At 64.5% G+C, this 26,463-nt stretch carries 25 protein-coding genes; 6 read left to right on the forward strand and 19 right to left on the reverse strand.

Annotated elements, in window-relative coordinates; genetic code table 11:
- The first annotated feature begins 75 nt into the window (after nt 1–75).
- Nucleotides 76–894: a chromate resistance protein ChrB domain-containing protein gene (locus tag AC0L2F_RS07645; RefSeq protein WP_473247998.1), complete on the forward strand. Its 819-nt coding sequence runs from the start codon at nt 76–78 to the stop codon at nt 892–894.
- Complete coding sequence (chrA, locus tag AC0L2F_RS07650) at nt 894–2,279, forward strand: chromate efflux transporter (protein WP_473247999.1); 1,386 nt, start codon at nt 894–896, stop codon at nt 2,277–2,279. Before AC0L2F_RS07645 ends, chrA begins: the two co-directional genes overlap by 1 nt.
- Before the next feature lie 162 nt (nt 2,280–2,441).
- Here the strand turns inward: chrA and AC0L2F_RS07655 are convergent, their stop codons facing one another.
- Nucleotides 2,442–3,377 carry a LysR family transcriptional regulator gene (locus AC0L2F_RS07655; protein WP_007611146.1) on the reverse strand — a complete coding sequence of 312 codons (936 nt, stop codon included), beginning with the start codon at nt 3,375–3,377 and terminating at the stop codon, nt 2,442–2,444.
- Between the two features lie 107 nt (nt 3,378–3,484).
- On the opposite strand from AC0L2F_RS07655, the gene AC0L2F_RS07660 reads away from it, so the two are divergent.
- Nucleotides 3,485–3,898: a hypothetical protein gene (locus tag AC0L2F_RS07660; RefSeq protein ID WP_473248000.1), complete on the forward strand. Its 414-nt coding sequence runs from the start codon at nt 3,485–3,487 to the stop codon at nt 3,896–3,898.
- A 900-nt stretch (nt 3,899–4,798) separates the two neighbouring features.
- On the opposite strand, the gene AC0L2F_RS07665 is transcribed toward AC0L2F_RS07660, so the two are convergent.
- The 12 genes from AC0L2F_RS07665 to rpoZ all read right to left on the reverse strand — a co-directional run bounded on the left by AC0L2F_RS07665 (nt 4,799) and on the right by rpoZ (nt 17,288).
- Nucleotides 4,799–6,343 carry a GMC family oxidoreductase gene (locus tag AC0L2F_RS07665; RefSeq protein WP_473248001.1) on the reverse strand — a complete coding sequence of 515 codons (1,545 nt, stop codon included), beginning with the start codon at nt 6,341–6,343 and terminating at the stop codon, nt 4,799–4,801.
- 84 nt (nt 6,344–6,427) lie between these two features.
- A complete protein-coding gene (gene parC, locus AC0L2F_RS07670; protein ID WP_473248002.1) occupies nt 6,428–8,686 on the reverse strand; it encodes a DNA topoisomerase IV subunit A in 2,259 nt (752 codons plus the stop codon).
- A 61-nt stretch (nt 8,687–8,747) separates the two neighbouring features.
- Nucleotides 8,748–9,032, reverse strand: a complete 285-nt coding sequence (locus tag AC0L2F_RS07675; RefSeq protein ID WP_473248003.1) for a hypothetical protein — start codon at nt 9,030–9,032, stop codon at nt 8,748–8,750.
- 101 nt (nt 9,033–9,133) lie between these two features.
- Nucleotides 9,134–9,886, reverse strand: a complete 753-nt coding sequence (gene recO, locus AC0L2F_RS07680; protein WP_007611162.1) for a DNA repair protein RecO — start codon at nt 9,884–9,886, stop codon at nt 9,134–9,136.
- Between the two features lie 122 nt (nt 9,887–10,008).
- Nucleotides 10,009–10,389 (reverse strand): hypothetical protein, encoded by a 381-nt coding sequence (locus tag AC0L2F_RS07685; RefSeq protein ID WP_007611164.1) that lies wholly within the window; start codon nt 10,387–10,389, stop codon nt 10,009–10,011.
- A gap of 21 nt (nt 10,390–10,410) precedes the next feature.
- Nucleotides 10,411–11,337: a GTPase Era gene (gene era / locus AC0L2F_RS07690; RefSeq protein WP_473248004.1), complete on the reverse strand. Its 927-nt coding sequence runs from the start codon at nt 11,335–11,337 to the stop codon at nt 10,411–10,413.
- Nucleotides 11,327–12,178: a ribonuclease III gene (gene rnc, locus AC0L2F_RS07695; protein ID WP_007611172.1), complete on the reverse strand. Its 852-nt coding sequence runs from the start codon at nt 12,176–12,178 to the stop codon at nt 11,327–11,329. Before rnc ends, era begins: the two co-directional genes overlap by 11 nt.
- Nucleotides 12,175–12,939, reverse strand: a complete 765-nt coding sequence (lepB, locus tag AC0L2F_RS07700; protein ID WP_007611177.1) for a signal peptidase I — start codon at nt 12,937–12,939, stop codon at nt 12,175–12,177. The genes rnc and lepB overlap by 4 nt, the downstream gene beginning before the upstream one ends.
- A gap of 248 nt (nt 12,940–13,187) precedes the next feature.
- Nucleotides 13,188–13,607 (reverse strand): holo-ACP synthase, encoded by a 420-nt coding sequence (gene acpS, locus AC0L2F_RS07705; RefSeq protein WP_007611179.1) that lies wholly within the window; start codon nt 13,605–13,607, stop codon nt 13,188–13,190.
- The gene (locus AC0L2F_RS07710) at nt 13,604–14,356 is read right to left on the reverse strand and encodes a pyridoxine 5'-phosphate synthase (RefSeq protein WP_007611186.1); all 753 of its coding nucleotides are present in this window, start codon (nt 14,354–14,356) and stop codon (nt 13,604–13,606) included. The genes acpS and AC0L2F_RS07710 overlap by 4 nt, the downstream gene beginning before the upstream one ends.
- Nucleotides 14,357–14,400: 44 nt before the next feature.
- Entirely contained in the window at nt 14,401–16,686 is a 2,286-nt protein-coding gene (locus tag AC0L2F_RS07715) for a RelA/SpoT family protein (protein WP_007611189.1), read from the reverse strand.
- A 209-nt stretch (nt 16,687–16,895) separates the two neighbouring features.
- Nucleotides 16,896–17,288 (reverse strand): DNA-directed RNA polymerase subunit omega, encoded by a 393-nt coding sequence (gene rpoZ, locus AC0L2F_RS07720; RefSeq protein ID WP_007603391.1) that lies wholly within the window; start codon nt 17,286–17,288, stop codon nt 16,896–16,898.
- 329 nt (nt 17,289–17,617) lie between these two features.
- On the opposite strand from rpoZ, the gene AC0L2F_RS07725 reads away from it, so the two are divergent.
- Both AC0L2F_RS07725 and AC0L2F_RS07730 read left to right on the forward strand, forming a co-directional pair.
- Nucleotides 17,618–18,265 carry a LabA-like NYN domain-containing protein gene (locus AC0L2F_RS07725; RefSeq protein ID WP_007603390.1) on the forward strand — a complete coding sequence of 216 codons (648 nt, stop codon included), beginning with the start codon at nt 17,618–17,620 and terminating at the stop codon, nt 18,263–18,265.
- Nucleotides 18,246–18,920, forward strand: coding sequence for a uracil-DNA glycosylase (locus AC0L2F_RS07730; RefSeq protein WP_473248005.1), 675 nt, complete (start codon nt 18,246–18,248; stop codon nt 18,918–18,920). The genes AC0L2F_RS07725 and AC0L2F_RS07730 overlap by 20 nt, the downstream gene beginning before the upstream one ends.
- Here the strand turns inward: AC0L2F_RS07730 and AC0L2F_RS07735 are convergent.
- From AC0L2F_RS07735 to dapA, 4 genes are read right to left on the reverse strand one after another with little or no spacing between them, the layout of a single operon-like run.
- Nucleotides 18,917–19,510, reverse strand: a complete 594-nt coding sequence (locus AC0L2F_RS07735; protein WP_473248006.1) for a peroxiredoxin — start codon at nt 19,508–19,510, stop codon at nt 18,917–18,919. The two genes, AC0L2F_RS07730 and AC0L2F_RS07735, sit on opposite strands and share 4 nt — an antisense overlap.
- A gap of 4 nt (nt 19,511–19,514) precedes the next feature.
- On the reverse strand, nt 19,515–19,988 hold the full coding sequence (gene smpB / locus AC0L2F_RS07740) for an SsrA-binding protein SmpB (RefSeq protein ID WP_007603387.1): 474 nt from the start codon (nt 19,986–19,988) through the stop codon (nt 19,515–19,517).
- Nucleotides 19,989–20,047: 59 nt separating this feature from the next.
- Complete coding sequence (gene mscL / locus AC0L2F_RS07745; RefSeq protein ID WP_035975062.1) at nt 20,048–20,464, reverse strand: large conductance mechanosensitive channel protein MscL; 417 nt, start codon at nt 20,462–20,464, stop codon at nt 20,048–20,050.
- Between the two features lie 52 nt (nt 20,465–20,516).
- On the reverse strand, nt 20,517–21,407 hold the full coding sequence (dapA, locus tag AC0L2F_RS07750; protein ID WP_007603384.1) for a 4-hydroxy-tetrahydrodipicolinate synthase: 891 nt from the start codon (nt 21,405–21,407) through the stop codon (nt 20,517–20,519).
- Between the two features lie 294 nt (nt 21,408–21,701).
- Here dapA and AC0L2F_RS07755 point away from each other — a divergent pair, with 294 nt between their 5' ends.
- Nucleotides 21,702–24,131, forward strand: coding sequence for a lytic transglycosylase domain-containing protein (locus AC0L2F_RS07755; protein WP_473248065.1), 2,430 nt, complete (start codon nt 21,702–21,704; stop codon nt 24,129–24,131).
- 165 nt (nt 24,132–24,296) lie between these two features.
- Here AC0L2F_RS07755 and AC0L2F_RS07760 read toward each other — a convergent pair whose 3' ends face one another.
- Together AC0L2F_RS07760 and AC0L2F_RS07765 are read right to left on the reverse strand one after the other, a co-directional pair.
- A complete protein-coding gene (locus AC0L2F_RS07760; RefSeq protein WP_084777554.1) occupies nt 24,297–24,587 on the reverse strand; it encodes a DUF3551 domain-containing protein in 291 nt (96 codons plus the stop codon).
- A 120-nt stretch (nt 24,588–24,707) separates the two neighbouring features.
- Entirely contained in the window at nt 24,708–26,207 is a 1,500-nt protein-coding gene (locus tag AC0L2F_RS07765; RefSeq protein ID WP_063996069.1) for a porin, read from the reverse strand.
- Nucleotides 26,208–26,463: the final 256 nt, after the last annotated feature.

Genomic DNA, 26,463 nt, shown 5'->3' on the forward strand with positions numbered 1-26,463 from the left:
TGGGGATTTGAGCGATCTCCCCACGAGGCGACATGCCCAAGTATCGCGTCCCGTTTGTTCTTACGAGGGCGCATCATGTCTTCCTACACGACGATATCATCTGAAAAAATGGCACGACTGATCGGCACGGCGAATGCGCCTGTCCTGATCGACGTGCGCACCGACGAGGATTTTGCCGCCGACCGGCGACTGATCCCGGGTTCGATCAAGCTCAGCCACGACAATGTTCCGGAATGGGGCGGCCAATTCGCCGGCCGTTCCGCGATCGTCTCGTGCTTGCGCGGCGAAAAGCTCGCGCAGGGCACCGCCGCCTGGCTCAGGCAGCTCGGCGTGCAAGCCGAGACGCTGGAGGGCGGTTTCGAGGGCTGGAAGGCGGCAAAACTGCCGCTGCTCGATACCCGCAAGCTGCCGCCGCGCGACGCCAAGGGACGGACCGTCTGGGTGACGCGGGCGCGGCCAAAGGTCGACCGCATCGCCTGCCCCTGGCTGATCCGACGCTTCGTCGATCCCACGGCCGTCTTCCTGTTCGTGGCGCCTTCGGAAGTGGTGGCGGTCGGGCAACGCTTCAACGCAGCCCCGTTCGACATCGAGAACGTGTTCTGGAGCCACCGTGGCGAGCTCTGCACCTTCGATGTAATGATCGAGGAGTTCGGGATTGCCGCGCCTGCGCTGCTCCGGCTCGCAACGCTGGTGCGCGGCGCCGACACCGCGCGGCCTGACCTGGCGCCGGAGGCCCCCGGTCTGCTCGCGGCTTCGCTCGGGCTGTCGCGGATGTACGATGACGACCTCGAACAGCTCGAAGCCGGCATGTTGCTCTACGACGCGTTCTACCGCTGGTGCCGCGACGCGACGTCTGAGACGCATAACTGGCCGACCAACAAGGCGAAGGCTTGATGGATACCCGTACGACCGAAACAGGAGCTGATGCCGGTCACGGCGTCAGCTTCAGTGAAGCCTTTCGCGTCTGGCTCCGTGTCGCCTGCCTGAGTTTTGGCGGGCCCGCGGGCCAAATTGCGGTGATGCATCGCATCCTGGTCGAGGAGAAGAACTGGATCTCGGAAGCCCGTTTCCTCCACGCGCTCAATTACTGCATGCTGCTGCCGGGCCCGGAGGCGCAGCAGCTGGCGACCTATATCGGCTGGCTGATGCACCGCACCGCCGGCGGGCTGATGGCGGGCGGACTGTTCATCCTGCCCGGCATCATCGCCATCATGGGCCTGAGCTACGTCTACGCCGCCTTCGGTAATGTCAGCTTCGTCGAGGCGCTGTTCTACGGGCTGAAGGCCGCCGTGCTCGCCATCGTCGTCGAGGCCGTGGTGCGCGTCGGCAAGCGCGCGCTGAAGAACCGCATCATGATCGCGCTTGCCGCGATCGCCTTTGTCGCGATTTTCTTCTTCGCGATCCCCTTCCCGGTCATCATCATCGCCGCCGGCGTCATTGGATATATCGGCGCCAAACAGGGCCGTCCGGAATTCGCGCCGGCCGGTCACGGCCCTGGCGGCAGCAGCGCCGTGATCGACAGCATGCTCGGCGACGCTGTGCCCGAGCATGTCCGCCCCAACACCGCGCGCACGATTCGCGTCGGCGCGTTGTGGCTGGCGCTGTGGCTGGTGCCGGTGATCGCGCTGTTGCTCGCTGTTGGACAGGACAATGTCTTCAGTCACATCGCGCTGTTCTTCTCAAAAATGGCGCTGGTCACCTTCGGCGGCGCCTACGCAGTGCTGGCCTATGTCGCCCAGCAGGCGGTCGAGCACTATCACTGGCTGAAGCCGCACGAGATGCTCGACGGCCTCGGCATGGCCGAGACCACGCCCGGTCCTTTGATCATGGTGCTTCAGTTCGTGGGCTTCATGGCCGCCTACCGCGACGCCAGCGGGCTGTCGCCGATGCTCGCGGCTACGCTCGGCGGATTGCTCGCAACCTGGGTCACCTTCACGCCCTGCTTCCTCTGGATTTTCGTAGGCGCCCCTTACGTCGAACGGTTGCGCGGCAACAAGGGCCTTGGCGGTGCGCTCAGTGCGATCACCGCTGCCGTCGTCGGCGTGATCCTCAACCTCTCGATCTGGTTTGCGCTGCACACGCTGTTCCGCGAGACCGTGCCGGTGCACGCGTTTCCGTTTGCCTTCGACATGCCGGTCCTGACCAGCGTCGATATCCCCGCGCTCGCGCTGTCGATCGCTGCCGCAACCGCGATCTTCCGCTTCAAGCTCGGCATGCTGACGGTGCTCGCCGGCTCGTGTACCGCTGGCGTGGCGCTGCGGCTGGCGGGGGTGATCTAGGACGCGAACTCAGTGGTTCGTTGCGTCCCGGTTTGCCAATGGAAGGCGTCACTAAGCCGTCAGGTTTGCATGGCGGCTATAGGCCAAGGGGGGCTTCCCTACGAATCCCCAGGACCTTGAGCTCAGTTTCTTGGCGTCTGAATTTCGGTGACGACCGATGCTTCACACCCTCTTGTCGCTGAACGCGGCGGGAAGCGTGGCGAGGAACGACATGACGCGCTGTGTGCGCAGCGGCGGGCGGCGGTCGGAGGTGCGCAGCATCCATAGGGGTTCCCCGGACGCGCGCCAGGGCGCAAGCACTTCGACCAGCCGGCCGGCACGAAGATCTTCGTCGACGAGCCATGCTGGCCCCCAGCCGACCCCAAACCCATTCGCGATCAAGGCGAGCGAAGCGTGCGCGTCGTCGCAAATGTGCTTGGGCTTGGGCGTGATGCGAATGGGTCCTTTGCCGCGCGGGTCGGCGAAGCGCCAGGTCAGGATCTGACCGCTCGCGGGATTCCGGAAGCCGACGTGGTCGTGCGCGGAAAGCTCGTATGGAGTCGCCGGCGCGCCGCGCGCGTTCAGATAGGCAGGCGAGGCGCAAGCGATCCACGAGAACGTGCACAGCCGCCGCGCCTGATGGCCGGGCGCGCGGTCGAGGGGCCCTGAGCGGATCGCGACGTCGACGCCTTCCGCCGCGAGATCGAGAATCTCGTTGCGGAATTTGACCTCGATCTCGATTTCCGGCCGTTCCCGCAGGAACGCGGGCAGTCGCGGCAGGATGCAGGCGCGCGCGAACGAGGCGGGGGCGGTCACGCGCACCCGTCCGCCATCGTCGCCCGCGACTTCGCCGAGCGCGGATTGGACATGGGCGAGACTTTCGACCAACGCGCGTCCCGCCGCCATCAGCCTGTCGCCTTCTTCGGTCAGCGCCAACGAATGGGTGGAGCGATGCAAAAGCCGCAACCCGCGAGCCTTTTCAAAGCGGGCGACCGCCTTGGACATTGCCGAGGTGGTCGTCCCCGCGCGCCGCGCGGCTTCGGCAAAGGAGCCCGCCTCGACGACGCGGACGAAGGCGAGGAGACGAGAGAGGTCGGGAGGTAAAGTCGTTGTGGACATGCAGTCCACATAGTCATGGCTGCGTGGTCACTACAAGAGCCCTTCCCGAACGGCTAGACAGGAAGCGTCAGCCCGCATTCTGCGGCGCTGGAAACGCGGGAAGTCCCATGAACCCCATCGAAATCACCCTGCAAGCCCTTGACGCCGCCGAGCGCGCGATTCCACCCGGCCAGCCGGTTTATATGCTCAATCTGCTGCGCTACCGCGCGTATGCGCGTTACGAGGACGGATTCGACGCCGCGCCCTGCTCGGGCCGCGAAGCCTTCCACGAACGCTACAGGCCGGCATTCCGGCGTCTCGCGGCCGGTAAGCCGCTCGTGCGGATGTTTTCCGGGCCGGTCCTAACGAGCCTCGTCGGCTCGCCAGGCGAACGCTGGGACGAAGCGGCGATCAATGAATACGGCGATTTCGCCACCTTCCGCTCGATCGTCGACACCGAGATTTACCGGCGCGAAGCCGCCCCGCATCGGCACGCGGCGCTCGAGGATTTCCGGCTGTTCGCGCTCGCGAAGGCGATGTGAACGCATCGAGGCGACTGCCTCTGCATTCGCCTTGACGGAGCTTATCTGGAATTTGTCCTTGAGCACCTCCCCGTGCCCGTCGGGCAAAACAGCCGCGATCACTTCCGCCACATCGCCTGTCAAGCCCACCTCGCAAAATATTCCACTTTACCGAAATTCGGATTTTACGTACAAGCGACACACCCTGGCCCGAGACAAGGGGCGGATCGCGATCGTCACGAACCGCGGGCTGGGCAGCGATGGACGCGACGGCGTCGGGCATAACAGGCATTGCAGGGCGGCTTCGGCTGTGAGCAAGGCCTTCGTGCCTACGACACGATGCCGAAAGCGTCTTGGCATGGCTTCGGGTGTGAGCACACGCCAGCACTCGAAGCGACATGCGAAGACGTGCGCGGACGAACAAGTCGTGTGGTCCTGACGCCCGGGGTCTGTGCGTCAAGTCCTGCAGTGATGTGGCGGCCCAACCGGGCGCGCGCATCAGTCATCTGCAGGACGACGGGGGCAATAGTGCATCGCTCCCCGAGGAGAGCACGAAGGACACGTTAAAACCATCGCGCAGGGAAGGCCGGGCGATCCGGCGAACCTGTGGTCCACCCCGTGTGCATTTCTATTGCGCACGGACCTGCGGGTGCCAGCCGGCGCCCGGCCTTCCCTGCGCCCTTGTCTCAACAAGGGCAATGCGACGACGCAAAACTCGGGCGGAAGCAGCCGCGAGATCGCGAACTCTCGTCCGCTGTTTGAAGTGTGGATCGGCGCGACAGTAGGTCCTAGCCCTATTCTCACTGTCATCGCCCGCGAAGGCGGGCGATCCAGTACTCCGAGACAGTCGCGATCGAGAAGAGAGGCCGCGGCGTACTGGATGCCCCGGTCGAGCCGAGGCATGAAACCGTCGTTGTCGCTCTACCTCATCATCATCCGCGCAATCGCTTCCCCAATCACCACCGTCGTGAAGTGGGTGTTGGCCCGGCAATCCGACGGCATGATCGAGGCGTCGGCGACGCGCAGGCCCGCGATGCCCTTCACCGTACCATCAGGATTGACCACGCCGTCGGCGTCGTTGATGCCGGTCATCCGGCAACTACCGGCGGCATGCTGGATGTCGCCGGTCTCACGCCGCAGCAGCGCATCCAGTTCATGCTCCGGCAGCGCAGCGGCTTGCTGCAGCCTCAGATCGGTGTCGGCGAGCCGGATCCAGTCGGCGATGCCTGATAGCGCCGGCTGGGAGGTGATCACGGCCAGCCGCCTCACCGCATCCATCATGCGCAGCATGTCGCGGGGATCGGCCAGCATGTTTTCCTCGACGACCGGATCGATCGCGGGGTCGGTCGAGGTCAGCTTGAGCGTGCCACGAGAATACGCGTTGAACAGCCCGGCGCCGATCGCGCCCGGCACACCGATGCCGCGGTGGTTGAAGGCGATCAGGATCATGTCGCGCTTGCCGCCGTCGGCGAGGCCCGAGGAATAGGTCACGCAGCAATTGGTATGACGCGTGTCCGGATCGGTGGGCCGCAGATTTTCGTGGAGCTGGATCGTGGCGCGAAACAGCGGGTGGTCGAAGAAGTGACGGCCGACCGGCAGGTCGCGCTCGACCGCGATCCCCATCGCCTTCAGCTCATCCGCAGGTCCGATGCCCGAGCGCAGCAGGATCGCCGGACTGTGGATGGCGCCGGCGCACAGCACGATCTGGCGCGCGCTGATCTCGCTGGTGCCCTGCCCCTCGATGTGAACGCGGAGGCCGGTCGCCCGGCCGTCGCTGATCAGCACGCGGTCGACCAGCGCATGCCCGCGAATTTCCAGATTGGCGCGGCCGCGCGCGGGCTCCAGATATCCCTCGTTGGTGGTGATGCGGCGGCTGTCGCGGCTGTTGATGGGATAGCAGGCGACGCCCTCACCGTCGGGGCCGTTGACGTCGGCGCACCAGGGATAGCCGCTCCCCAGCGCCGCATCGCGCAAGCCGCGATCGATCGGGCCCCATTTGTCCGGCGGCGCCCGATAGACCGGCAGCGGTCCACCGCGTCCGTGGCCGGCGGCGTCGCCGAATTCCAGATCATCCTCGATCACCGAGAACAACGGCATGACGTCCTTGGCGGACCAGCCGGTGCAGCCATTGGCGGCCCATTCGTCGAACGCATCGGCAACGCCGCGGATGGCGATCTGGCCGTTCATCATCGACGAGCCGCCGAGCCCCTTGCCGCGCCAGTAGAAGCGCGGCTCCTGCCCCGCCACACGGCGCGTCAGAAGATCAGGCCACTGCCATTTCTGCTGGTACTCGCGCTTGTGGATGATCGGGATCGGGTTCGGCGTCCTCACTTCCCAAGGCGCCTCGTCGGCGCGCCAGTCCAGACCGGCTTCGAGCAGCAGGACGCGCCGTGCGGGATCCTCCGAGAGCCGAGCCGCAACAGCGGCGCCGGCGGAGCCGCCGCCGACAACAATGACATCGTACATCGGGCTACTTCTCAACATTCCAGAACACCGGGATGCCGGACGGTATCAGACCGCGCGCACCGGCGGAACCAGACTGTCGCCCGACTACCCGATCACCCTGCCGAACTTGTTGGACTTCGGGAATCCCTTCGGCGGTAGACGGCCGGCGTCGGCGCGGGAGCCTTTCCACTCGGCGAGCTCCTTCATGGTCGCAGAGAATTCGCGGCCGGCGGAGTCCTTCCAGGTCAGGCCCGTCTTGGCGTCGAACACGGCAACGTCGGAGAGGCCGCCGTCCTTGTACTTCTGCAGACGCACACCGCGACCGCGGGCCATCTCCGGCACCTGGTCGAGCGGGAACACCAGCATCTTGCGGTTCTCGCCGATGACCGCGACGGTGTCGCCGAGCACCTCGGTGACCGTGCGCGCCTCATTCGGCATGTCGACGTTGAGAACCTGCTTGCCCTTCTTGGTGGTGCCGACGCAATCGTCCTCGTTGACGACGAAGCCCTGGCCCTCGTGGCTCGCGACCAGGAATTTGCGCCCGCCCTTGTTGACGAACAGCGTGACCGGCGCGGCCTCCGGCTCGAGATCGATGAACTGGCGGATCGGCTCGCCATGACCGCGGCCGCCCGGAAGTTTTGCGACATCGAGCGAGTAGAACTTGCCGTTGGTGGCGAACAGCAGCAGCTTCGAGGTCGTCTCCGCGAAGAACGCGAACCCGAGCTTGTCGTCCTGCTTGAAGGCCAGCCCCGAGAGATCCTCGACATGGCCCTTGAGGGTGCGGATCCAGCCCTTGTCGGAGACGACCACCGTCACTGGCTCGCGCTCGACCAGGGCCTCCTCGATCGCAGCGAGATCATGCTCGGGCGCGTCCGCAAAGGTGGTGCGGCGCTTGCCGAGCGGGGTCTTCGGTCCGAACATGTCGCGGACCTTGCCAACCTGCTCGCCGACCTTCTTCCACTGCTCGGGCTCGGACGCCAGCAATCCCTCGATGCCCTTCAGCTCCTTGCGAAGATCCTTGTCCTCGCTGCGGATCTCCATCTCCTCGAGCTTGCGCAGGCTTCGCAGCCGCATGTTGAGGATGGCTTCGGCCTGCACCTCGGTGAGCTTGAACGCCTTGATCAGCGCCGGCTTCGGCTCGTCCTCATTGCGGATGATCCTGATCACCTCGTCGATGTTCAGATAGGCAATCAGCAAGCCGCCGAGAATCTCCAGCCGGCGCTCGATCTCGGCCTTGCGATGGTTGGTGCGACGGATCAGCACGTCGCGCAGATGGTCGAGCCATTCGCGCAAGCATTCCGCCAGCCCCACGACCTTGGGAATGCGGCCCTTGATCAGCACGTTGAGGTTCAGCGGAATCTTGTTTTCGAGCTCGGTCAGCCGGAATAGCGATTCCATCATCAGCGCGGGATCGACGTTCTTCGACTTCGGCTCGATCACGATGCGGACGTCTTCGGCCGACTCGTCCCTGATATCGCCGACCAGCGGCAGCTTCTTCTGGTCCAGCAGCTCGGCGATCTTCTCGATCAGCCGCGATTTCTGCACCAGAAAGGGAATCTCGGTGACGACGACGACCCAGGTGCCGCGCGCGCCCTCTTCCTGCTCCCATCGGGAGCGGACGCGGAACGAGCCGCGGCCGGTGGTGTAGGCTTCAGCGATCGCCTGCTTGGAATCGACGCAGATGCCGCCGGTGGGAAAATCCGGACCCTTGACCCATTTCAGCAGCGCCTTGGATTTCGCGTCGGGCTTCTCGATCAGATGCAGCGCGGCGTCGCAGAGCTCGGCCGCGTTGTGCGGCGGGATCGAGGTCGCCATGCCGACCGCGATACCCTGCGCGCCGTTGGCGAGCAGGTTCGGGAAGCCGCCGGGCAGCACGATCGGCTCTTTCGACTGACCATCGTAATTGGGACGGAATTCGACCCCGTCCTCGTCGATGCCGTCGAGCAGAAGCCGCGCGACGTCGGTCATGCGCGCTTCGGTGTAGCGGTAGGCGGCGGGATTATCGCCGTCGATATTGCCGAAATTGCCCTGGCCGTCGACCAGAGGGTAGCGCGAGGAGAAATCCTGGGCGAGACGCACCATGGCGTCGTAGATCGCCTGGTCGCCGTGCGGATGGAACGAGCCCATCACATCGCCGACGATTTTGGCGGATTTCTTGAACGCCGTGCCCGGGTCGAGCCGGAGCAGGCGCATGCCATAGAGAATGCGGCGGTGCACCGGCTTCAGGCCGTCGCGCGCATCCGGCAGCGCGCGGTGCATGATGGTGGAGAGCGCGTAGGCAAGATAGCGCTCTTCCAGCGCCTCACGCAGCGGCACCTCGTGAATTTCGGCCGGTTCCTCCGGCGGAATCAATCGTTTTCCCATGCCGCCCGGTTAAACCGTGGAAGCGAATCGGGCAAGGATCGATTGGTTCCCCGGGGGCGGCCTACTGGCCGGCCCAGCCTGCGGTGAAGGTCTGGGTGGGTTGGGCGCTTTTGGCCTGGGTGGTGGCTGGGGCATTGGTCAGACACCGCCGGGCCGTCTCGATCTCGGCCTCCGTTGCGCCTTTTGAGCGGGCCCAAGCCTCGGCTGCCGCAGCCGAATACTTGGCCACATAGAACCTGACGACGGTGCAGGAGGCACGGCGAAAAACGCCCGGCTGCTCACCCGCGAGGGCGTCCGGCGCCAGCGCGATCAGCGCTGCCGATATCACAAGTCCCTTGATCAGCATGAGCCTATCCCCGATTGGAACCCAAATTGGCAAGTCCGGGGAACCCAGTTTTGTTCCAGCAAATGGCTGGCCCGCTGAGGCAACGCAGGGCCGCGCCAGGCTCATGGCGCGGGAATGGCGGCCTTTGCCTGCTGTCGAATTAGCGCGTTGATAAAGCCTGCCCGCGCGTCGGAATGGCCCTGCCCGCGCGGCTCCAGCACGTGGCGCAGCAGGAACAGGCCGGTCAGTCGAAAGCCGTCCTGGAGATCCTGATCGGTGAGGTCGCCCTGCACCTCGCCCTGGCGCAGGAACGGCGGCAGCCGCAACAGGCGGTCGCGCCACGGTTCGCCCGCCCCGCGCGACACCGCGCCGCCGGATTTGGGCGAGACGTAGATCAGGTCGTTCGTTTCTCCGGTCACGGCGCAGTTTTCCAGCGCCAGCCCGAAGCCGAGTTCGGTGAGCATTGCCAGTTCGAAATGGATCACGTGCACGGCCGCGCTGCCGATGTCGTCGAAATCGTCCAGCGAATGTTCGAGCAGCGCCAGGAGGTTTTCGTGCGGATCGCGCTCCGGCAGCAACCGCGCGATCGAGGCGAGATGGGTGATGCCGTAGACGCCGTGGGATGATCCCAGCAGCGTCGCCGCCCGCAGCTTGAGGCCCTCGATGGCATAGGTGCCGAGATGCTCATCGAGCCGCGCCCGCCACACCACGCTGAGGCTGTTGCCGGGCTGCAGCAGCGGCCGCATCCGCGAGCCGGCGCCGCCGCGGACGAGACCGAGATGGCGGCCGTGCGCGCGGGTCAGCAGCTCGACGATGGCGCTGCTCTCGCCATGCCGCCGCACCCCCAGCACGATGCCTTCGTCGGTCCATTCCATGGGTGAAGTCTAGCGGATTCCGGTCTTCAATCGTAGGGCGGATTGGCCGAAGGCCTAATCGGCCAATCGCGGATGCACTCCTGGAAGGTGAATTGCGCGCCGCCAATCCACCCGACACGGCCTCACGCGTTGAACCAGCCCTGCGCGTCGCCGCGGAACGAGAAATACAATCCCATCGCCGTCAGCACGCAGGAGACGATCTCGATGGCGCTGTCGAGTTCCATGCCCTTCTGGCCGATGATCTGGCCGAGCGAGATCACCGACAGCACGAGTGCTGCAGCCAGTACCCAGCGCGGCCAGTTCTTGCGCCCGCGCGCGGCCAGCCGGACGAAATAGACCAGCAGCAGGATCATGCCGCCGGCAAGCAGCGTCGACGTCATGATCATCTGTTCGGTCATCTCGGCATTCGGCGTGCGGTCCTGCACCGCCATCGACAAGGCATCCAGCATCAACGATGCATAGAGCAACGCTTCGAAGCGCCGTACGTTGCTGGGTACGCTCATCGCCAACCGATCTTTTCTTGGTTATTCTTTGGGAAATTCCAGGCCCATCTCGCGGTAGCGATCGGGATCGTCGCTCCAGTTCTCGCGCACCTTGACGAACAGGAACAGGTGCACCGGCACGCCCAGGATCTCGCCGATCTCCTTGCGCGAGTCCGCGCCGATCGACTTGATGGTGGCGCCGCCCGCGCCGAGCACGATCTTCCGCTGGCTCTCGCGCTCGACGAAAATCGTCTGCTCGATGCGCACCGACTTGTCCTTGCGCTCCTCCCACTTGTCGGTCTCGACGGTGGACTGGTAGGGCAATTCCTGGTGCAGCTTGCGAAAGATCTTCTCGCGGGTGATCTCGGCAGCAAGCTGCCGCATCGGCGCGTCCGACATCTGGTCTTCGGGATAGAGGAACGGCCCCGGCGGCACGATCTCGGCCAGCGTATGCCTGAGGTCGTCGACGCCGTCGCCGGAGATCGCCGCAATCATGAACGTCTTTGCGAAGGCCATGCGCTCGTTGGCGGCCTGCGCCAGCGCCAGCAGCTTCTCGCGCTGGACCAGGTCGACCTTGTTGATGACCAAAATCTTTTCGTGCTTGACGCTGGCGACCTTGGTGAGGATCGCCTCGGCTTCCTCGTCGATGCCGGCCTTGGCATCCAGTAGCACGCAGACGAGATCGGCATCATGCGCGCCGCTCCAGGCGGTCGAGACCATGGCGCGGTCGAGCCGGCGCTTGGGCAGGAAGATGCCGGGCGTATCGACCAGGATGATCTGAGCGTTGTTCTCGATCACGATGCCGCGGATCAGCGCGCGCGTGGTCTGCACCTTGCGCGAGACGATCGTGACCTTGGCCCCGACCAGCGCATTGACCAGCGTGGATTTGCCGACGTTGGGCGCGCCGATCAGCGCGACGAAGCCGCAGCGCGTAGCAGTGGGCGCCTCGCCGCTTGCTTTAACCGTCATTGCCGCCGCCAACGCCTTCACGTTCGATCATCACTGAAGCTGCCACCTTCTCTGCCGCGCGCTTGCTGCCGCCGATGCCTTCCGCCGGAGCGAGTCCCGGAAGATCGACCGCGACGCGGAATTGCGGATCATGATGCGGGCCGGTGCGCTCGACTTCGCGATATACGGGCGTCGGCAATCCCTTGCCTTGCGCCCATTCCTGGAGAACGGTCTTGGGATCGCGCAAGGGACGTCGCGGCTTGTGCATGCGCTCGGTCCAGTTGCGCTTGACGAAATCGGCCGCCGCCGCGTAGCCGCCGTCGAGGAAGACGGCGCCGATCACGGCCTCGCAGATGTCGCCTAGCACGCTCTTGCGCAGGCGTGCGTCGGCGCTGGAGCCGACCGAGCCGAGCTTGATGTCGTCGAGCAGACCGAGCGACTTGGCGACATCGGCGCAGCTCTCCTTGCGCACCAGTTCGGCAAGTCGCTTGGACAGCTCGCCTTCGTCGGCGTTCGGGAAGGTGTGATAGAGCATGTCGGAGACGACGAGCCCGAGCACGTGGTCGCCGAGGAATTCCAGCCGCTGATAGCTGTCGCCGCGCTTGCGCCCGGACTTCAGCGCGGAGACATGCGTGATGCCTTGCATCAAGAGGTTCGGATCGGCAAAGCTGTAGCCGATGCGTGCCTCGAGCCCCGCATTCGCATCCGAGCCCCTGACCTTGCTGCTCCGCACCCGCTTCTTCTTCGCAGGCGTCTTGTTTTCAGGCGTCTTGCTTTCAAGGCTCTTGGTCGCAGCTTCGCCGTCGGGGCCCGCTTGCGCCTCGGTCGGCAGGGTCGCGATGTCCTTGGCTTCGTCTTTCATCGGACGATTTTGAAGAAGCGATTCCAGCGCACCGCCCACGGCCAGCGCCAGAACATCCAGGCATGCTCGCCTTCGGCGATCGAGAAGAAGATCATCTGGGCGCGCCCGATCAAATTCTCCTTCGGCACGTAGCCGACCTGACCAAGGAAGCGGCTGTCGGTCGAGTTGTCGCGGTTGTCGCCCATCATGAAGAAATGGCCGGTCGGCACAGTGTAGACGTTGGTGTTGTCCACGTAGCCGTTGTCGGCACAGTCCAGCGTCTCGTAGGACACGCCGTTCGGCAGCGTTTCCTTCCAGCGCTTCACCCGGGAGACGCCGCTGCCTTCGGCGCCGCAGGGGTCCTCGCCGACAAATTCGCTCATGCGCTGCCGCTCGACCGGCGTGTCGTTGATGTAGAGCAGCCCGTCCCGCATCTGGATGCGGTCGCCGGGAAGGCCGATCACGCGCTTGATGTAGTCGGTGGAATCGTCCTTCGGCAGGCGGAACACGACGATGTCGCCGCGGTTCGGGTCCGAGCCCCAGATCCGCCCCGAGAACAGCGGCGGCGAGAACGGGATCGAGTAGTGGCTGTAGCCGTAGGAATATTTCGAGACGAACAGATAGTCGCCGACCAGCAGCGTCGCCTTCATCGAGCCGGATGGGATGTTGAACGGCTGGAACAGGAAGGTGCGGATCACCAGCGCAATCAGGAGAGCGTGGATCACGACCCGGATCGTTTCGCCGACGCCGCTCTCAGTTTTCGTTCCTGAAGTCACGCTCATTGCTCTCTCAATTCCGGCGGGCGGTCACAGCGCGCCCTCCTCGCGCGAGCAGCCCATCGCTCGCGGCCCAAGGAGATTGTCCTGATTCTGATAATGAGGGCCAATTCCGGCGTAAAGCCGAATTCGCCCAGCCTGATTTGCGTCCGCGGACTTTTAGACGGTTGTCGGAGGCCACGCAATCAAGGATCGCATCAAAACTGCATAAGCGTTTGATTTTGAATGCGAATTATAAAATGATCGGAGTGGCGTCAGGGTTTGGCCAGCGGCACGGCGGAAATGATGACGAAGGCCTGTGCCAACGGCCAGTCATCGGTGATCGACAGGTCGATCTGCGCCGCGAACCCTTCCGGCGTCAGGGCCTGGAGCCGGGCCAGCGCCCCGCCCGTCAATTGCATGGTTGGCCGCCCTCCCGGCAGGTTGACCACCCCCATGTCGCGCCACCACACGCCGCGCCTGATGCCGGTGCCGAGCGCCTTGGAACAGGCCTCCTTGGCGGCGAAGCGCTTGGCGTAGGTTGCCACCACCATCTTCTCGTTCTTGGCGCGCCGCTCCGCCTTGGCCCGCTCCGCCGCGGTGAAGATGCGGTCGAGGAAGCGCTCGCCATGGCGATCGATCACCTTGCCGACCCGGGTGATGTCGATCAGATCGGAGCCGATGCCGATGATCATGCCCGGCTCCGGCCGCGGTCCATCGCCGCGCGCATGCTGCGAACCGTCTCGGCGAGACCGACGAACAGGGCTTCGCCGATCATGTAGTAGCCGATGTTGAGCTCCATGATCTCCGGCAAGCCGGCGATCGTCTCCGCCGTCGCGTAGTCCAACCCGTGTCCGGCGTGAACCTCCAGCCCCGCTTCCCTCGCCAGCTTCGCCCCTGCCACGATCCGCCGCCATTCGGCCTCGGCCTTGTCGGCGTGACCGTCGACGACGGCGTCGCACCAGGCGCCGGTGTGGATCTCGATCACAGGCGCGCGCAGCCGCGCTGCCATCTCGATCTGGGCGGGATCGGCCGCGATGAACAGCGACACCCGGATGCCAGCATCGTTCAGCCGCGCGATATAAGGCGCCAGCGCATTGTGCTGGCCGACGACGTCGAGCCCGCCTTCGGTCGTCACCTCCTGGCGCCGCTCCGGCACGAGGCACACCGCGTGCGGCCTGGTGGCGAGCGAAATCCGCATCATGTCCTCGGTCGCCGCCATCTCGAAATTGAGCGGCTTGGAGATCTCGGCTTTCAGCCGCGCCATGTCCTCGTCGCGGATGTGCCGGCGATCCTCGCGCAAATGAGCGGTGATGCCGTCGGCGCCGGCCTCGATCGCCAGCAGCGCCGCGCGCACCGGATCGGGATTGCGGCCGCCGCGCGCGTTACGCAGGGTCGCGACATGGTCGACATTGACGCCGAGGCGGAGCGGAGGTGCAGGCATTTCAGGACTCACGGAATCATAGGAATAGACAAGACGGAAGGCGTCTATCCATTAACACGTTCGGCGCGGGCGACGACCGCCTTCGCGCGCAGCTGGGCCAGGATCGCGCTCAAATGCTTGAGATCGTAGACTTCGAGATCGATCGTCGTCTCCGTGAAATCCGGTGAGCGGCGCTGCATGCTGATGTTGTCGATGTTGCCGTCGTGCTCGGCGATCACGGTCGCGATCTGCGCCAACGCACCGGGCTCGTTGACGTTCTCGACCTTGATACGGGCCGGGAAGCGCTGCGGCGCGGAGTCCTCGATGTCCCAGCGCACGTCGAGCCAGCGCTCCGGCTCTTCCTCGAAATCCTTCAGGGCCGGCGCCTGGATCGGGTAGATGGTGATGCCCTCGCCCGGCGTGACGATGCCGACGATGCGGTCACCGGGCACAGCGCCGCCGTTCGGCGCGAACTTCACCGGCAGGTCGGAATTGATGCCGCGGATCGGGATCGCGACCGGGCTGCGCGGTGGTTCGGACGACTTCTCCTTGAGCTTGGCGGCAAGCCCCTTCTTGACGCCGTAGCGCGCGATGCGCTCCTCCTTGTAGTCGGGATACATCGCACGCGCGACGTGGGAGGCCTTGATCTCGCCGCGTCCCACAGCCGCCATGACGTCCTCGATCGAGGTTCGTGCCAGTCGCGGCAGCGCGCCCTTGAGCTTGTCGTCGGCGTATTCGATCTTGGCTCGCTCGAACAGGCGCTCGACGATGCGCCGGCCGAGGCCGACATATTGATCGCGCACCGCAGTCCTGGTGGCGCGGCGGATCGCGGCGCGCGCCTTGCCGGTGACCGCGAGCGTTTCCCAGGCGGACGGCGGCGCCGCTTGCGCTTCCGAGGTCAGCACCTCGACCTCGTCGCCGTTCTGGAGCTCCGAGGACAGCGGCGCAAACTGGCCGTTGATCTTGCAGCCTACGGCGCTGTTGCCGACGTCGGTATGCACGGCATAGGCGAAGTCGATCACGTTGGCATGGCGCGGCAGCGCGATCAGCTTGCCCTTCGGGGTGAAGCAGAACACCTGGTCGTGGAACAGCTCGAGCTTGGTGTGCTCGAGGAATTCCTCGGGGTTGGCGCTCTCCGAGAGGATGCCGATGGTGTGGCGCAACCAGGCGAACGCATTGGACTCGCGCTTGAGGAATTCGGTCGGCGAGCCCACGCCTTCCTTGTAGAACACGTGCGCGGCGATGCCGCGCTCGGCGATCTGGTCCATCGCCTCGGTGCGGATTTGCAACTCGACCCGCTGGTTGCCGGGGCCGATCACGGTGGTGTGGATCGAGCGGTAGTCGTTCTGCTTCGGCGTCGAGATGTAGTCCTTGAATCGCCCGGGCACGACCGGCCAATTTGTGTGGACGATGCCGAGCGCGCGGTAGCAGGCCTCGATGTCGTTGACGACGACGCGGAAGCCGAAGATGTCGGACAATTGCTCGAAGCCGACCGACTTGCGCTCCATCTTGGTCCAGATCGAGAATGGCTTCTTGCGCCGGCCATAGACCCGCGCCCCAAGACCCCGGTGTCGCAGATTGTTGGAGAGCTGGTCCTCGATTTCGCCGATCAGATTGCGGTTGCGCTCGGCCAGCGCATCGAGCCGCTGCATCACCACCGAATAGGCTTCCGGGTCGAGCGTCCGGAACGACAGGTCCTCCAGCTCCTCGCGCATTTCCTGCATGCCCATGCGCCCGGCCAGCGGCGCATAGATATCGAGCGTCTCCTCGGCAATGCGCCGTCGCGATTCCGTCGGCACGAAATCCAGCGTGCGCATGTTGTGCAGGCGGTCGGCGAGCTTCACCAGGAGCACGCGGACGTCGTCGGCAATGGCCAGCAACAATTTGCGCAGATTCTCGGCCTGCTTGGCCTCCCGCGACACCAGCTCCAGCCGCTTCAGCTTGGTCAGGCCCTCGACGAGCGCGCCGATCTCGGGCCCGAAGATCTGGTCGATCTCGGCCCGCGTCGCTTCCGTGTCCTCGATCGTGTCGTGGAGCAGCGCAGCCACGATGGTGGCGTCGTCGAGCTTCAGGTCGGTGAGAATCGCCGCCACTTCGAGCGGATGGGAGAAGTACGGGTCGCCCGAGGCGCGGGTCTGCGAGCCGTGCGCCTTCATGGCGTAGACATAGGCGCGGTTCAGCAGATCTTCGTCGGTGTTGGGATTGTAGGACCTGACGCGCTCGACGAGGTCATATTGACGCATCATGCGGGCGCGAGGCTTCGCGGGGCGCGCGACCGGCGCAGTCGGGGCCACGGCAACCGATTCGGTCGCGGCCTGCATCTGCGTTGGTGTGCGGCGTCGATATACCATGCCGTCCTGCCTTCAAACGGACCACGACACGGCCCGTTGTATACATCTTAGCTCCGATCGCGCGCGTGTCCGATCAATTCAGTGACAGGGACAGGCGCGAACCGACGACGCTATGGTAACCACGAAAACGCCAACAAAAGCAAAGGCCCGAACGACGGTTCGGGCCTTTGATCAGATCACAAAGAAGTCGATGAGAGCGACGGGACGATTTACTCGTCTTCCTCGGGCTGCTCCTCGGGCGGTGCGAGGCCTTCGAGACCCTTCAGGAGCTCTTCTTCCGTCATGCGCTCAACCGCGACTTCGGTATCGTCTGCATCCACGCTTGCACCGGCGGAACCGATCAGCGGCACAGTGTCCGGCTCGGGCTCGTCGACCTCGACGAACTTCTGCAGCGAGTGCACCAGCTCCTCGCGGAGGTCTTCCGGCGAAATGGTGGTCTCTGCAATTTCGCGCAAAGACACAACAGGGTTCTTGTCGTTATCGCGGTCAACCGTTAGTTGTGAACCAGACGAAATCATGCGGGCCCGGTGGGCGGCCAGCAGGACCAGGTCAAACCGGTTGTCGACCTTGTCGATACAATCTTCTACGGTGACGCGAGCCATCGACTGTCGCTCCGTTGTGGGTGGGACGAAATATGTGGATGAATGCCGGTAGTTATAGGGGCCGGGAGGGTTTCGCAAGGCCAATTTGTGATTTGGCCTCGCCAAACGGCTCTGCTACCCCCACATTGGGGCTGGGACGGGTGATTTCCCGGGCTGCCGGCGACGGCAGCGCCGGGAGTGTGCAAGTTGGCCATAACTATACCTTGATTGCCCCGACTTCTCCGGATTTGCGGTTTCGACGGGTTTCGGCGGGACTTTAGAAGTGCGCGGCTTGCTGTCGCCGCGCCAACAATAAACGATCAATCACGAACTCTACGCGAGCAAACTGAATGTCACCTTCCTCTACCGACAAGATCGCGCTCTTCATCGATGGAGCCAATCTCTACGCGACGGCGAAAACTCTGGGCTTCGACATCGATTACAAGCGCCTGCTGAAGGAGTTTCAGAGCCGCGGGACGCTGCTTAGGGCGTTCTACTACACCGCGATCATCGAGGATCAGGAGTACTCCTCGATCCGGCCGCTGATCGACTGGCTCGACTACAACGGCTACACCGTCGTCACCAAGGCGACCAAGGAGTTCATCGACGCCTCCGGCCGCCGCAAGGTCAAGGGCAACATGGACATCGAGCTCGCCGTGAACGCCATGGAGCTCGCCGAGCACATCGACCAGATGGTGCTGTTCTCGGGCGACGGCGACTTCCGCTCTCTGGTCGAGGCCGTTCAGCGCCGCGGCGTGCGGGTCACCGTGATTTCCACGATCGCCAGCCAGCCGCCGATGATCGCGGACGAGTTGCGCCGCCAGGCCGACGTCTTCACCGACCTCGTCGAGCTGCAATCCAAGCTCGGTCGCGACCCGTCCGAACGCCCCGCCCCGCGTGACCGCGGCGACCGCGAGGCGCGCCACCACGCTCCGCAGTTCCTCCAGCGCGCGACCACGATGGCGCCGGCGAGGGGCGATGACGACTTCGAGGAGTGAGCCGGCCCGGTCAAGCCGCCTGCCTCTCAGCCTCGTCCCCGACCGTGACTGTCCGCTCTGTCCGCGCCTGGTCGCCTTTCGCGAGGCGAACCGCGCGCGCGAGCCGTTGTGGCACAATGCACCGGTTGCGCCCTTCGGCGACATCAAGGCGCGCCTGCTGATCGTCGGCCTTGCGCCGGGGATGCAGGGCGCCAACCGCACCGGCCGTCCCTTCACCGGCGATTATGCCGGCGACCTGCTCTACGCCACGCTGCTCGAATACGGCTTCGCCAAGGGCCAATATCAGGCGCGTCCCGACGACGGCTTGAAGCTGGTCGACTGTCGGATCGCCAATGCGGTGCATTGCGTGCCGCCGCAGAACAAGCCGCTGCCGGTCGAGATCAACACCTGCCGGCAGTTCCTCGCGGCGAATCTCGCAACGATGCCGAACCTGCGCGCGATCGTCGCCCTCGGGCGCATTGCGCACGACACCGTGCTCAAGCCGCTGAACCTGAAGGGATCGCAAGCTCCCTTCGGCCACGGCGCCGTGCATCAGGCCGGCGCTTTCAGGCTCTACGACAGCTATCACTGCTCCCGCTACAACACGAACACCCGCGTGCTGACGCCGGACATGTTCCGCTCCGTGTTCGCGAAGGTGAAGGCCGACCTCGACTAATCCTTAGACAAGCCCTTGGCCGGATTGGCCTTCAGCCAGTCCAGGACATCGCCGGCGTTCCGGTCGGGCGGAAACACCGGATAGAACACATGCGTGATCCTGGCGTCGTCGATGATCAGCGCGAGGCGCTTGATCAACGTCAGGCCCGCGACCTCCATCGTCGGCAAATTCAGGGCGCGCGTCAGCGCCAGCTTTTCGTCCGAGAGCACCGGGAACGGCAGATGCAGCCGCGAGGCCATCTCGGTCTGGTATGCGTTGCTTTGGGTCGAGAGACCGTACACCTGCGCGGCGCCGGCGGCCTTCAGCTCGGCGAACAGATCGCGAAACGCGCAATTCTGCGGCGTGCAGCCGCGCGCGCCCGGGATCATGTCCCAATCATCGACCAGCGCGATCTTGCCGGGCTCGCCGGTGCGCGGATAGGCGAACACCACGGTCCGGCCACGCAGTGCCGACAGCGCGACTGAGGTGTCGTCAGTGGCGAGCAGGCTGACCGGCGGCAGCGTCATGCCTTTCAGGTGCGCGGCGCCGCCGTCGTCCGCGGGTGCGGGAATCCGGGTCCAATCGACCTCGAGCAGGTTTCTCTGAGTCATCCCGCTATCCCCTCGCCCGCATCAGGCGGCCCTTCTCCCGGCTCCAGTCGCGCTTCTTCTCGGACTCGCGCTTGTCGTGCAGCTTCTTGCCCTTTGCAACCGCGAGCTGCAATTTGGCGCGACCACGCTCGTTGAAGTAAAGCTTGAGCGGGATCAGCGTCATGCCTTCGCGGTCGACCGCGCCCATCAGCTTGTTGATCTGCTTGCGATGCAGCAGCAGTTTTCGCGGCCGCTTGGGCTCGTGGTTGAAGCGGTTGCCCTGAAGATATTCCGGAATGGTGGCGTTGATCAGCCAGATCTCGCCGTCCTTGGAATCGGCGTAGGATTCCGCGATCGTGCTCTTGCCGTTGCGGATCGACTTGACCTCGGTGCCGGTCAGCGCAATGCCGACCTCGATCGTATCCTCGATGGCATAGTTGAAGCGGGCCTTGCGATTTTCCGCCATGACCTTGATCGGACGTTCGTTCTTGTCGGCCATGGGAGACAAACCTGATCGAGATGCGCGAGGACGCTAGCAGTTTGGATGAAGCGAGCGCGTCAAGACTTCTTGAGGAGATCGCGGATCTCGGTCAGCAGCTCGACCTCGGCGGACGGCTTCGGCGGAGCGGCGGGCTCCGCTTCGTCCTTGCGCTTCAACTTGTTCATGGCACGGATCACCAGGAACAGCACGAAGGCAATGATGATGAAGTTGATCGTCAGCGTGAGGAAGTTGCCCCAAGCCAAGACGGCGCCCTGCTTTTTCGCGTCCGCGAGATTTGCGGCGGTGACCTTGCTCGAAAGCGGCGTGAAGTAGTTCGAGAAGTCGAGACCGCCGGTGGCCGCGCCGATGATCGGCATGATCACGTCGCCGACCAGCGACGTCACGATGGCGCCGAAGGCCGCGCCGATGATGACGCCGACCGCGAGGTCGACGACGTTGCCCTTCATGGCGAACTCGCGGAACTCCGTGAGCATCCGCGTGCCTCTTTCCTCGATCGCCATGAAAGCTCCCCGATCGGCTAGCGCGTCAGTTGATGAGGCCGGCATGAACCATCGCGCTGCGCACGGCAACGCGGGTCGGCTCGGTGACCGGCACCATCGGCAGCCGCAACGTCTCGTCCAGCTTGCCGAGCAGCGACAGCGCGTACTTGATCGGCGCCGGATTGCTCTCGATGAAGAGGTTGTTGTGCAGCGGCATCAGCTTGTCGTGCAGCTTCAGTGCGGTGGCATGATCGCCCTTCGCCCAGGCGGCCTGGAACTCCGAGCACAGCCGCGGCGCGACGTTCGAGGTCACCGAGATGCAGCCATGGCCGCCATGCGCCATGTAACCGAGGATGGTCGCATCCTCGCCCGAGAGCTGGTTGAAATCCTCGCCCATCGCCGCGCGCTGCTGCGAGACGCGGACCATGCTGGCGGTGGCGTCCTTGACGCCGGCGATGTTCTTCAGCTCCCACAGCCGCGCCATGGTGTCGACCGACATGTCGATCACCGAGCGCGGCGGGATGTTGTAGATGATGATCGGAATCCCGATCGCGTCGTTGATCGCCTTGAAGTGCTGGTACATGCCTTCCTGGGTCGGCTTGTTGTAGTAGGGCGTCACGACCAGAACCGCGTTCGCGCCCGCCTTCTCGGCGTGCTGGGCGAGTTCGATCGCCTCCTTGGTCGAGTTGGAGCCGGCGCCGGCGACGACAGGCACGCGGCCTTTCGCTTCCTCGATGCACCATTCGACGACCTTCTTGTGCTCGTCATGGCTCAGCGTCGGGCTCTCGCCGGTGGTGCCGACCGGGACCAGGCCGTTGGTGCCCTCTGAAATCTGCCAGTTGACCAGGGAGCGAAACGCCGCCTCGTCCAGCGAGCCGTTCTTGAACGGCGTGACCAAGGCGGTGAACGATCCCCGGAATTTTGTCTTGGCTGCCATGGACTTCCTCCGTACGCGGCGATCTCGAGCAAGCCGCATTCATATCGGGTCTATCCCGCCGGTAAAAGACCCGCTTCGGTGTGACGCACGGCTTTAGGCCGCGATTTTGCCGCGGTGGTGGTGCAAACCGGGCAAAGGTAAGCGGCTGTTGGTATTTTGTCCGCATATTCAATCAAATACAGCCAGATCTTGTACAGCTGGGTCTTGAGCCAATTGACTGATTCGGGGCGACGAAACGCCGTGATCTCCTTTCCGCGCGCCGCATGGCGATCCACCGGTCTGATCGTGTGCCTGATGGCAGGGCTGTCGGCCGGCTGCGCCGCCTGGGCCAAATCGAATGAGACAACCGCGGAGACCGCGAAGGAAACCGCGAAGCCAGCCGCCAAACCCGCCGCCAAGCCAGCCGCCAAGGATGCTGCGAAGGGCGCGCCCAAGGGAACCGGCAAGGAAACTTCGAAAGACGCCGCCAAGGGGGCAAGTAAGGGCGCAAGCAAGGGCGCGACCAGTGCCCCCGCCAAGGATGCCGCGAAGAAGTCTGCCAAGGACGCCGGCAAGGATGCTGGCAAGAACGCAGCCAAGAACGCAGGCAAGGAACCTGCGAAGGACAAGCTGAAGCCTACGGCTGCCGCGCCGAAATCTCAGCCGACTTCTGGTGGCTCGGCCCCGAAGACCGCACCCGCGCCGGCGGCGACGGCCACCGTCAGACCGACCGCCCCGGCCGCTGCCAAGCCCGTCGCTGCTCCGGTCCTGGCTCCGGCGACCCGCCAGCATGCCGCCCCGCGCAAGCCGGTCACACCGGCTGCGGTCGCTGCGACCTCCTCGACGTCGCAAGCCGACAAGGACACGCTGGAGACCGTGATCGAGCTCGTGCGCAAGCGCAAGGCGGGCGAGGCCACCAATGCCGCGGCCACGATCTCGGATCCCGTCGCGCGAAAACTCGCGGAATGGATCATCCTGCGCAGCGAGGACAATGGCGCGACTGTGGAGCGTTACCGCGCCTTCCTGTCGGCCAATCCGAGCTGGCCCTCGCAGACCTTCCTGCGCCGGCGCCTGGAGGCCGCGATGTGGGACGACAGGCGCGACGATTCCGTCGCGTGGTCGTGGTTCGAGAACGAATCCCCCGTGTCCGCCAAGGGCCGCTTCACGCTCGCCAAGGCGATGCTGGCGCGCGGCGACCGCGCCAACGCCGAACGTCTGGTGCGCGATGCCTGGCGCAGTGACCCGATGTCGGAAGAGACCGAGAACAACGCACTCGACCAGTTCGGCGCGCTGCTGACGCCCGGCGATCAGAAAGCGCGGATGGACACGCTGCTCTACGGCAGCGAGAACGAAGCCGCATTGCGTGCCGCGAAGCGCCTCGGGGCCGGCTATGTCGCACTCGCCAAGGCTCGCATCGCCTCCCTCAAGAAAGCTCCGAACGCTCGTGCGCTGCTCGAAGCCGTGCCGCGCGAGTTGCACGGCGATCCCGGCTTCATCTTCAGCAAGATCCAGCTTCTGCGCCGCGAGGAGAAATTTGCGGAGGCCGCCCAGCTCATGCTGTCGGCACCGAAGGATCCGGGCCGTCTCTATAATCTCGACGAATGGTGGATCGAGCGGCGCCTCCTGGCGCGCAAGATGATCGACACCGAGGAATTCCGCAGCGCCTATCTGATCGCGCGCGATGCCGCCCTGCCCTCACGCGACATCTACAAGACCGAGCAGGAGTTCACTGCGGGCTGGATCGCGCTGCGCTTCCTCAACGATCCCGCGGCCGCCACCCAGCATTTTGCCCGCATCGGGATCGGCAGCGTCAATCCGACCACGCTGGCGCGCGCCGGCTATTGGCAGGGCCGCGCCGCCGAAGCTGCAGGCCGTCAGCAGGAGGCGCGCAACGCCTACGCGCGGGCCGCCGAGCAATCCACCAGCTATTACGGCCAGCTCGCACGCGCCAAGCTCGGCCTGCCGCAGATCGAGCTCGATGCTCCGCCGCGCAGCCGCGGTGCCGAACGGCTGGAGATCGTGCGCGCCGCGCAGCTGCTCTACGAACTCGACGAGCGCGAGATGGCGATACCGCTGCTCGCCGACATGGGCGAGAACGGCGATCCCGAAGCGCTTGCTGGCCTTGGCGAGCTCGCCCAGCGCCACAACGACGCGCGCGGCATGCTGCTGCTCGGCAAGGCCGCGCTCAATCGCGGCCTGCCGTTCGATTTCTATGCCTATCCCGTCAACGGCATTCCGCAGTTCACGCCGATCGGCCCCGAGGTCGAGCGCAGCATCATCTACGCCATCGCGCGGCAGGAGAGCGCCTTCAATCCCCGTGTGGTCTCGCCGGCACAGGCCTATGGCCTGATGCAGGTGACGCCGGACGCCGCGCGCTATGTCTGCAAGCGGCACGGCGGGACCTACGATCTGGGACGTCTGAAGAACGATTCGGCCTACAACGCCACGCTCGGCTCGGCCGAGCTCGGTGGGCTGCTCGAGGACTACCGCGGCTCCTACATCATGACCTTCGCCGCCTATAATGCCGGCCGAGGCAGTGTGAAGAAGTGGATCGACCGCTACGGCGATCCGCGCGACCCCAAAGTCGATGCGGTCGACTGGGTCGAGCTGATCCCGTTCTCCGAGACGCGCAACTATGTGCAGCGGATCATGGAGAACCTTCAGGTCTACCGCGCTCGCTTCGGCGGCGGCACGCGGTTGCAGATCGAGGCCGATTTGCGCCGCGGCGCCGGCAGCGTGGAATAGCCCCCGTCGATGAAGCCGATCCCGGGGCCGTGATGCGGCAGGATTCAGCAAAATTCCGTTACTGTGCCGACCACATGGCGATTGGAACAAGCGCTATCCGCTCGTCGAGAGGGCGCAACTCGCAGGCAAGCCAACGCCCCGCTTCCTTTGAGCGCAGGTCGTTTCTCACCACATCCTGTCGGGGACGTACCGGCGGTGAGGCGGGCGAACTGAAGTTGGCTGTGACCAATATGGGTTCGTGAGGCACATCGCCGGCAATCCCCGCGCAGCAGCCTGGCAATCCTCCCATGACCGGTAACCGCAGTACTTGTTGCTGCTGCCGCCCCACTCCCATTGCTGGAGGCACACCGGATAGCTGGAGTCCAAGGGCGCGGCAGCTGCCGGCGCGATCACGGCGAGCATTGATGTCCCGGCGAGCACGCTCAGCATCCGTCCCCATATCGACGAAATGGTCATGACCAGAAGCTCCCTTACCGTGCTCTCGACGATTTACCATTTAGGTACTCGGTGCACGGCCCGCAAATAAAAACCCCGGCAGTTTCCTGCCGGGGTCTCTAACCAATCCGAGGATTGATCTTAGAAGGTGCGCTGAGCGCGGAGGAGCAGAGTAAGAGAGTTCTGATCCTTCAGCTCGTACACCGCCGCGGGCTTCGCAGCAGTAGCAACCGCAGTGTTCGCGCCACTGACCGTACCGGAGTACTTTTGATCCAGACGCGTGTAGCTCAGGTCGGCCGTGAACGCCAAGCCCCTGACCGGGGTCCAGACGGTGTTGACACCAATGACACCGAAGTTGAAGTCCGGGTTACACGTCGCACCAGCGGAGGGGCCGAGGGCAGCAAAGTTCGCGCAGATAATGCCCTTGGCAGTGGTGGTGTAGCTCAAAGCAGCATAACCGCCGTAGATGCCGCTCGCCCAGAAGGGGCTCCAGTTGTGGGTGAAGCCACCGCGAACGCCCCAGCTCTTGGTCTTCTCGATGCCACCACCGGCAGCGCTGTAAACGCCGTCAGAGATACCAGCGAAACCGACGCTCTGGTACGCGCCGATGCCCGAACCGCTGTACATGAAGAACGTCTGCGGGAACAGGATCTGGAAGTTCTCACGGGACATGCCATCGGTGTAGACGGCCTGCAAGTTGAGCGAGTCGCCAGCGCCGGTCGGGATGTTCTTGATCGACATCGCGCCCTGCACAGCCCAGCCCCACGTGTCCGACGGGTGACCGGTGGGTTCCGTCGTGCCGTAGTAGCCAGGATGCAGGTCATGTGCGGCAACCGAGAACTGGGCCAGACCCCAGGCTTGATCGACGCGAACCTGACCGACGATGTCCGGGGAACGCGTTCCACCCCAGCCGTTGTTGCCGTAGGTGCCCTGAATGAACGTCGCCGCGTTGGCAGCGTTGACGTTCCACAGGTTGCCCTGGCCGTTGGACTGGGTCGTGGGATCTTCGATAGCGATCGAAGCGGTGATGCCCTGGCCGAAGTCAGCCGTATAAGCGACCTGGTTGATACCGGTCACGTGGTTGGAGCCGCCCGGAATGGTATCGGGACCGCCAGCCGGATAGCTCTGCCACGGGGCATCGAAGATCGAGACCGTGCGGCCGAAGGTGAAGCCAGCGAACTGGATGAACGCGTGGTAAAGGCCGAGCGACGGTTGCCCGGTCGAGAAGGCCGACGGATTGCTGCCAGTAACGTTCAGCGAATCATAGGAGAAGATCGTATCGGCGTAAGTACGAACAACGCCGTATTCGGTCGCCGTGCGGGTATCGATATTGAAGTCCAGACGAGCGCGGCCGTAGAAGTAGTTCGTCAGACGGTTGTTCGAACCGCCGTTCGTCGCCGACGAGCTCTGATTGAAACCATAGTCACCCGCACCGCCGGCAATCATGTCAGCACGCAAGTAACCACCCAGCTTGATGCAGGTGTCGGTGCCGGGGATGTAGTAGAAACCCGCACCGTACAGGGAGCAGATCTTCACGTATTCGACCGCTTTGGCCTTTACGGGGAGATCGGCTGCCTGCGCTCCGCCAACGGCGATGAGACCCGCCGCGGAACCGAGCAAAAGGCTCTTAACCAACTTCATGTTAAACCTCCAAGTTTGCCATAGGGAAGGTTCCGGATCCGCTGGGTGAAGACACCCTAAGGTTGGTTCCCTTGTCCCTTAAATTCACCGCTTAGTCGCTTCGCGCCTTCGGACACACCCGCTGAACGCGAGGGACTTAAGCGAACCACCTAAGACGGGACGACCTCGGGATGCCCCCCTCCGTCGCTCAGTCACAATTACCGAACGCCCTTGCACACACAACAACAGAACGCTTCAGAACGAGCCGATGGAGCGT

Source organism: Bradyrhizobium sp. Ken64, assembly GCF_055807555.1.

Excerpts from the sequence above, each read along its gene's own strand:
- era (WP_473248004.1), bottom strand. The coding sequence starts at position 11,337 with ATGACGGTTAAAGCAAGCGGCGAGGCGCCCACTGCTACGCGCTGCGGC.
- AC0L2F_RS07725 (WP_007603390.1), top strand. The coding sequence starts at position 17,618 with ATGTCACCTTCCTCTACCGACAAGATCGCGCTCTTCATCGATGGAGCC.
- mscL (WP_035975062.1), bottom strand. The coding sequence starts at position 20,464 with ATGCTCACGGAGTTCCGCGAGTTCGCCATGAAGGGCAACGTCGTCGAC.
- AC0L2F_RS07645 (WP_473247998.1), top strand. The coding sequence starts at position 76 with ATGTCTTCCTACACGACGATATCATCTGAAAAAATGGCACGACTGATC.
- AC0L2F_RS07710 (WP_007611186.1), bottom strand. The coding sequence starts at position 14,356 with ATGCCTGCACCTCCGCTCCGCCTCGGCGTCAATGTCGACCATGTCGCG.
- parC (WP_473248002.1), bottom strand. The coding sequence starts at position 8,686 with ATGGGAAAACGATTGATTCCGCCGGAGGAACCGGCCGAAATTCACGAG.
- AC0L2F_RS07685 (WP_007611164.1), bottom strand. The coding sequence starts at position 10,389 with ATGAGCGTACCCAGCAACGTACGGCGCTTCGAAGCGTTGCTCTATGCA.
- AC0L2F_RS07730 (WP_473248005.1), top strand. The coding sequence starts at position 18,246 with ATGACGACTTCGAGGAGTGAGCCGGCCCGGTCAAGCCGCCTGCCTCTC.
- lepB (WP_007611177.1), bottom strand. The coding sequence starts at position 12,939 with ATGAGCGTGACTTCAGGAACGAAAACTGAGAGCGGCGTCGGCGAAACG.
- AC0L2F_RS07660 (WP_473248000.1), top strand. The coding sequence starts at position 3,485 with ATGAACCCCATCGAAATCACCCTGCAAGCCCTTGACGCCGCCGAGCGC.
- AC0L2F_RS07675 (WP_473248003.1), bottom strand. The coding sequence starts at position 9,032 with ATGCTGATCAAGGGACTTGTGATATCGGCAGCGCTGATCGCGCTGGCG.
- acpS (WP_007611179.1), bottom strand. The coding sequence starts at position 13,607 with ATGATCATCGGCATCGGCTCCGATCTGATCGACATCACCCGGGTCGGC.
- recO (WP_007611162.1), bottom strand. The coding sequence starts at position 9,886 with ATGGAATGGACCGACGAAGGCATCGTGCTGGGGGTGCGGCGGCATGGC.
- AC0L2F_RS07655 (WP_007611146.1), bottom strand. The coding sequence starts at position 3,377 with ATGTCCACAACGACTTTACCTCCCGACCTCTCTCGTCTCCTCGCCTTC.
- dapA (WP_007603384.1), bottom strand. The coding sequence starts at position 21,407 with ATGGCAGCCAAGACAAAATTCCGGGGATCGTTCACCGCCTTGGTCACG.
- AC0L2F_RS07760 (WP_084777554.1), bottom strand. The coding sequence starts at position 24,587 with ATGACCATTTCGTCGATATGGGGACGGATGCTGAGCGTGCTCGCCGGG.
- AC0L2F_RS07735 (WP_473248006.1), bottom strand. The coding sequence starts at position 19,510 with ATGACTCAGAGAAACCTGCTCGAGGTCGATTGGACCCGGATTCCCGCA.
- AC0L2F_RS07715 (WP_007611189.1), bottom strand. The coding sequence starts at position 16,686 with ATGGTATATCGACGCCGCACACCAACGCAGATGCAGGCCGCGACCGAA.
- rpoZ (WP_007603391.1), bottom strand. The coding sequence starts at position 17,288 with ATGGCTCGCGTCACCGTAGAAGATTGTATCGACAAGGTCGACAACCGG.
- AC0L2F_RS07765 (WP_063996069.1), bottom strand. The coding sequence starts at position 26,207 with ATGAAGTTGGTTAAGAGCCTTTTGCTCGGTTCCGCGGCGGGTCTCATC.
- chrA (WP_473247999.1), top strand. The coding sequence starts at position 894 with ATGGATACCCGTACGACCGAAACAGGAGCTGATGCCGGTCACGGCGTC.
- AC0L2F_RS07665 (WP_473248001.1), bottom strand. The coding sequence starts at position 6,343 with ATGTACGATGTCATTGTTGTCGGCGGCGGCTCCGCCGGCGCCGCTGTT.
- smpB (WP_007603387.1), bottom strand. The coding sequence starts at position 19,988 with ATGGCCGACAAGAACGAACGTCCGATCAAGGTCATGGCGGAAAATCGC.
- rnc (WP_007611172.1), bottom strand. The coding sequence starts at position 12,178 with ATGAAAGACGAAGCCAAGGACATCGCGACCCTGCCGACCGAGGCGCAA.
- AC0L2F_RS07755 (WP_473248065.1), top strand. The coding sequence starts at position 21,702 with ATGGCAGGGCTGTCGGCCGGCTGCGCCGCCTGGGCCAAATCGAATGAG.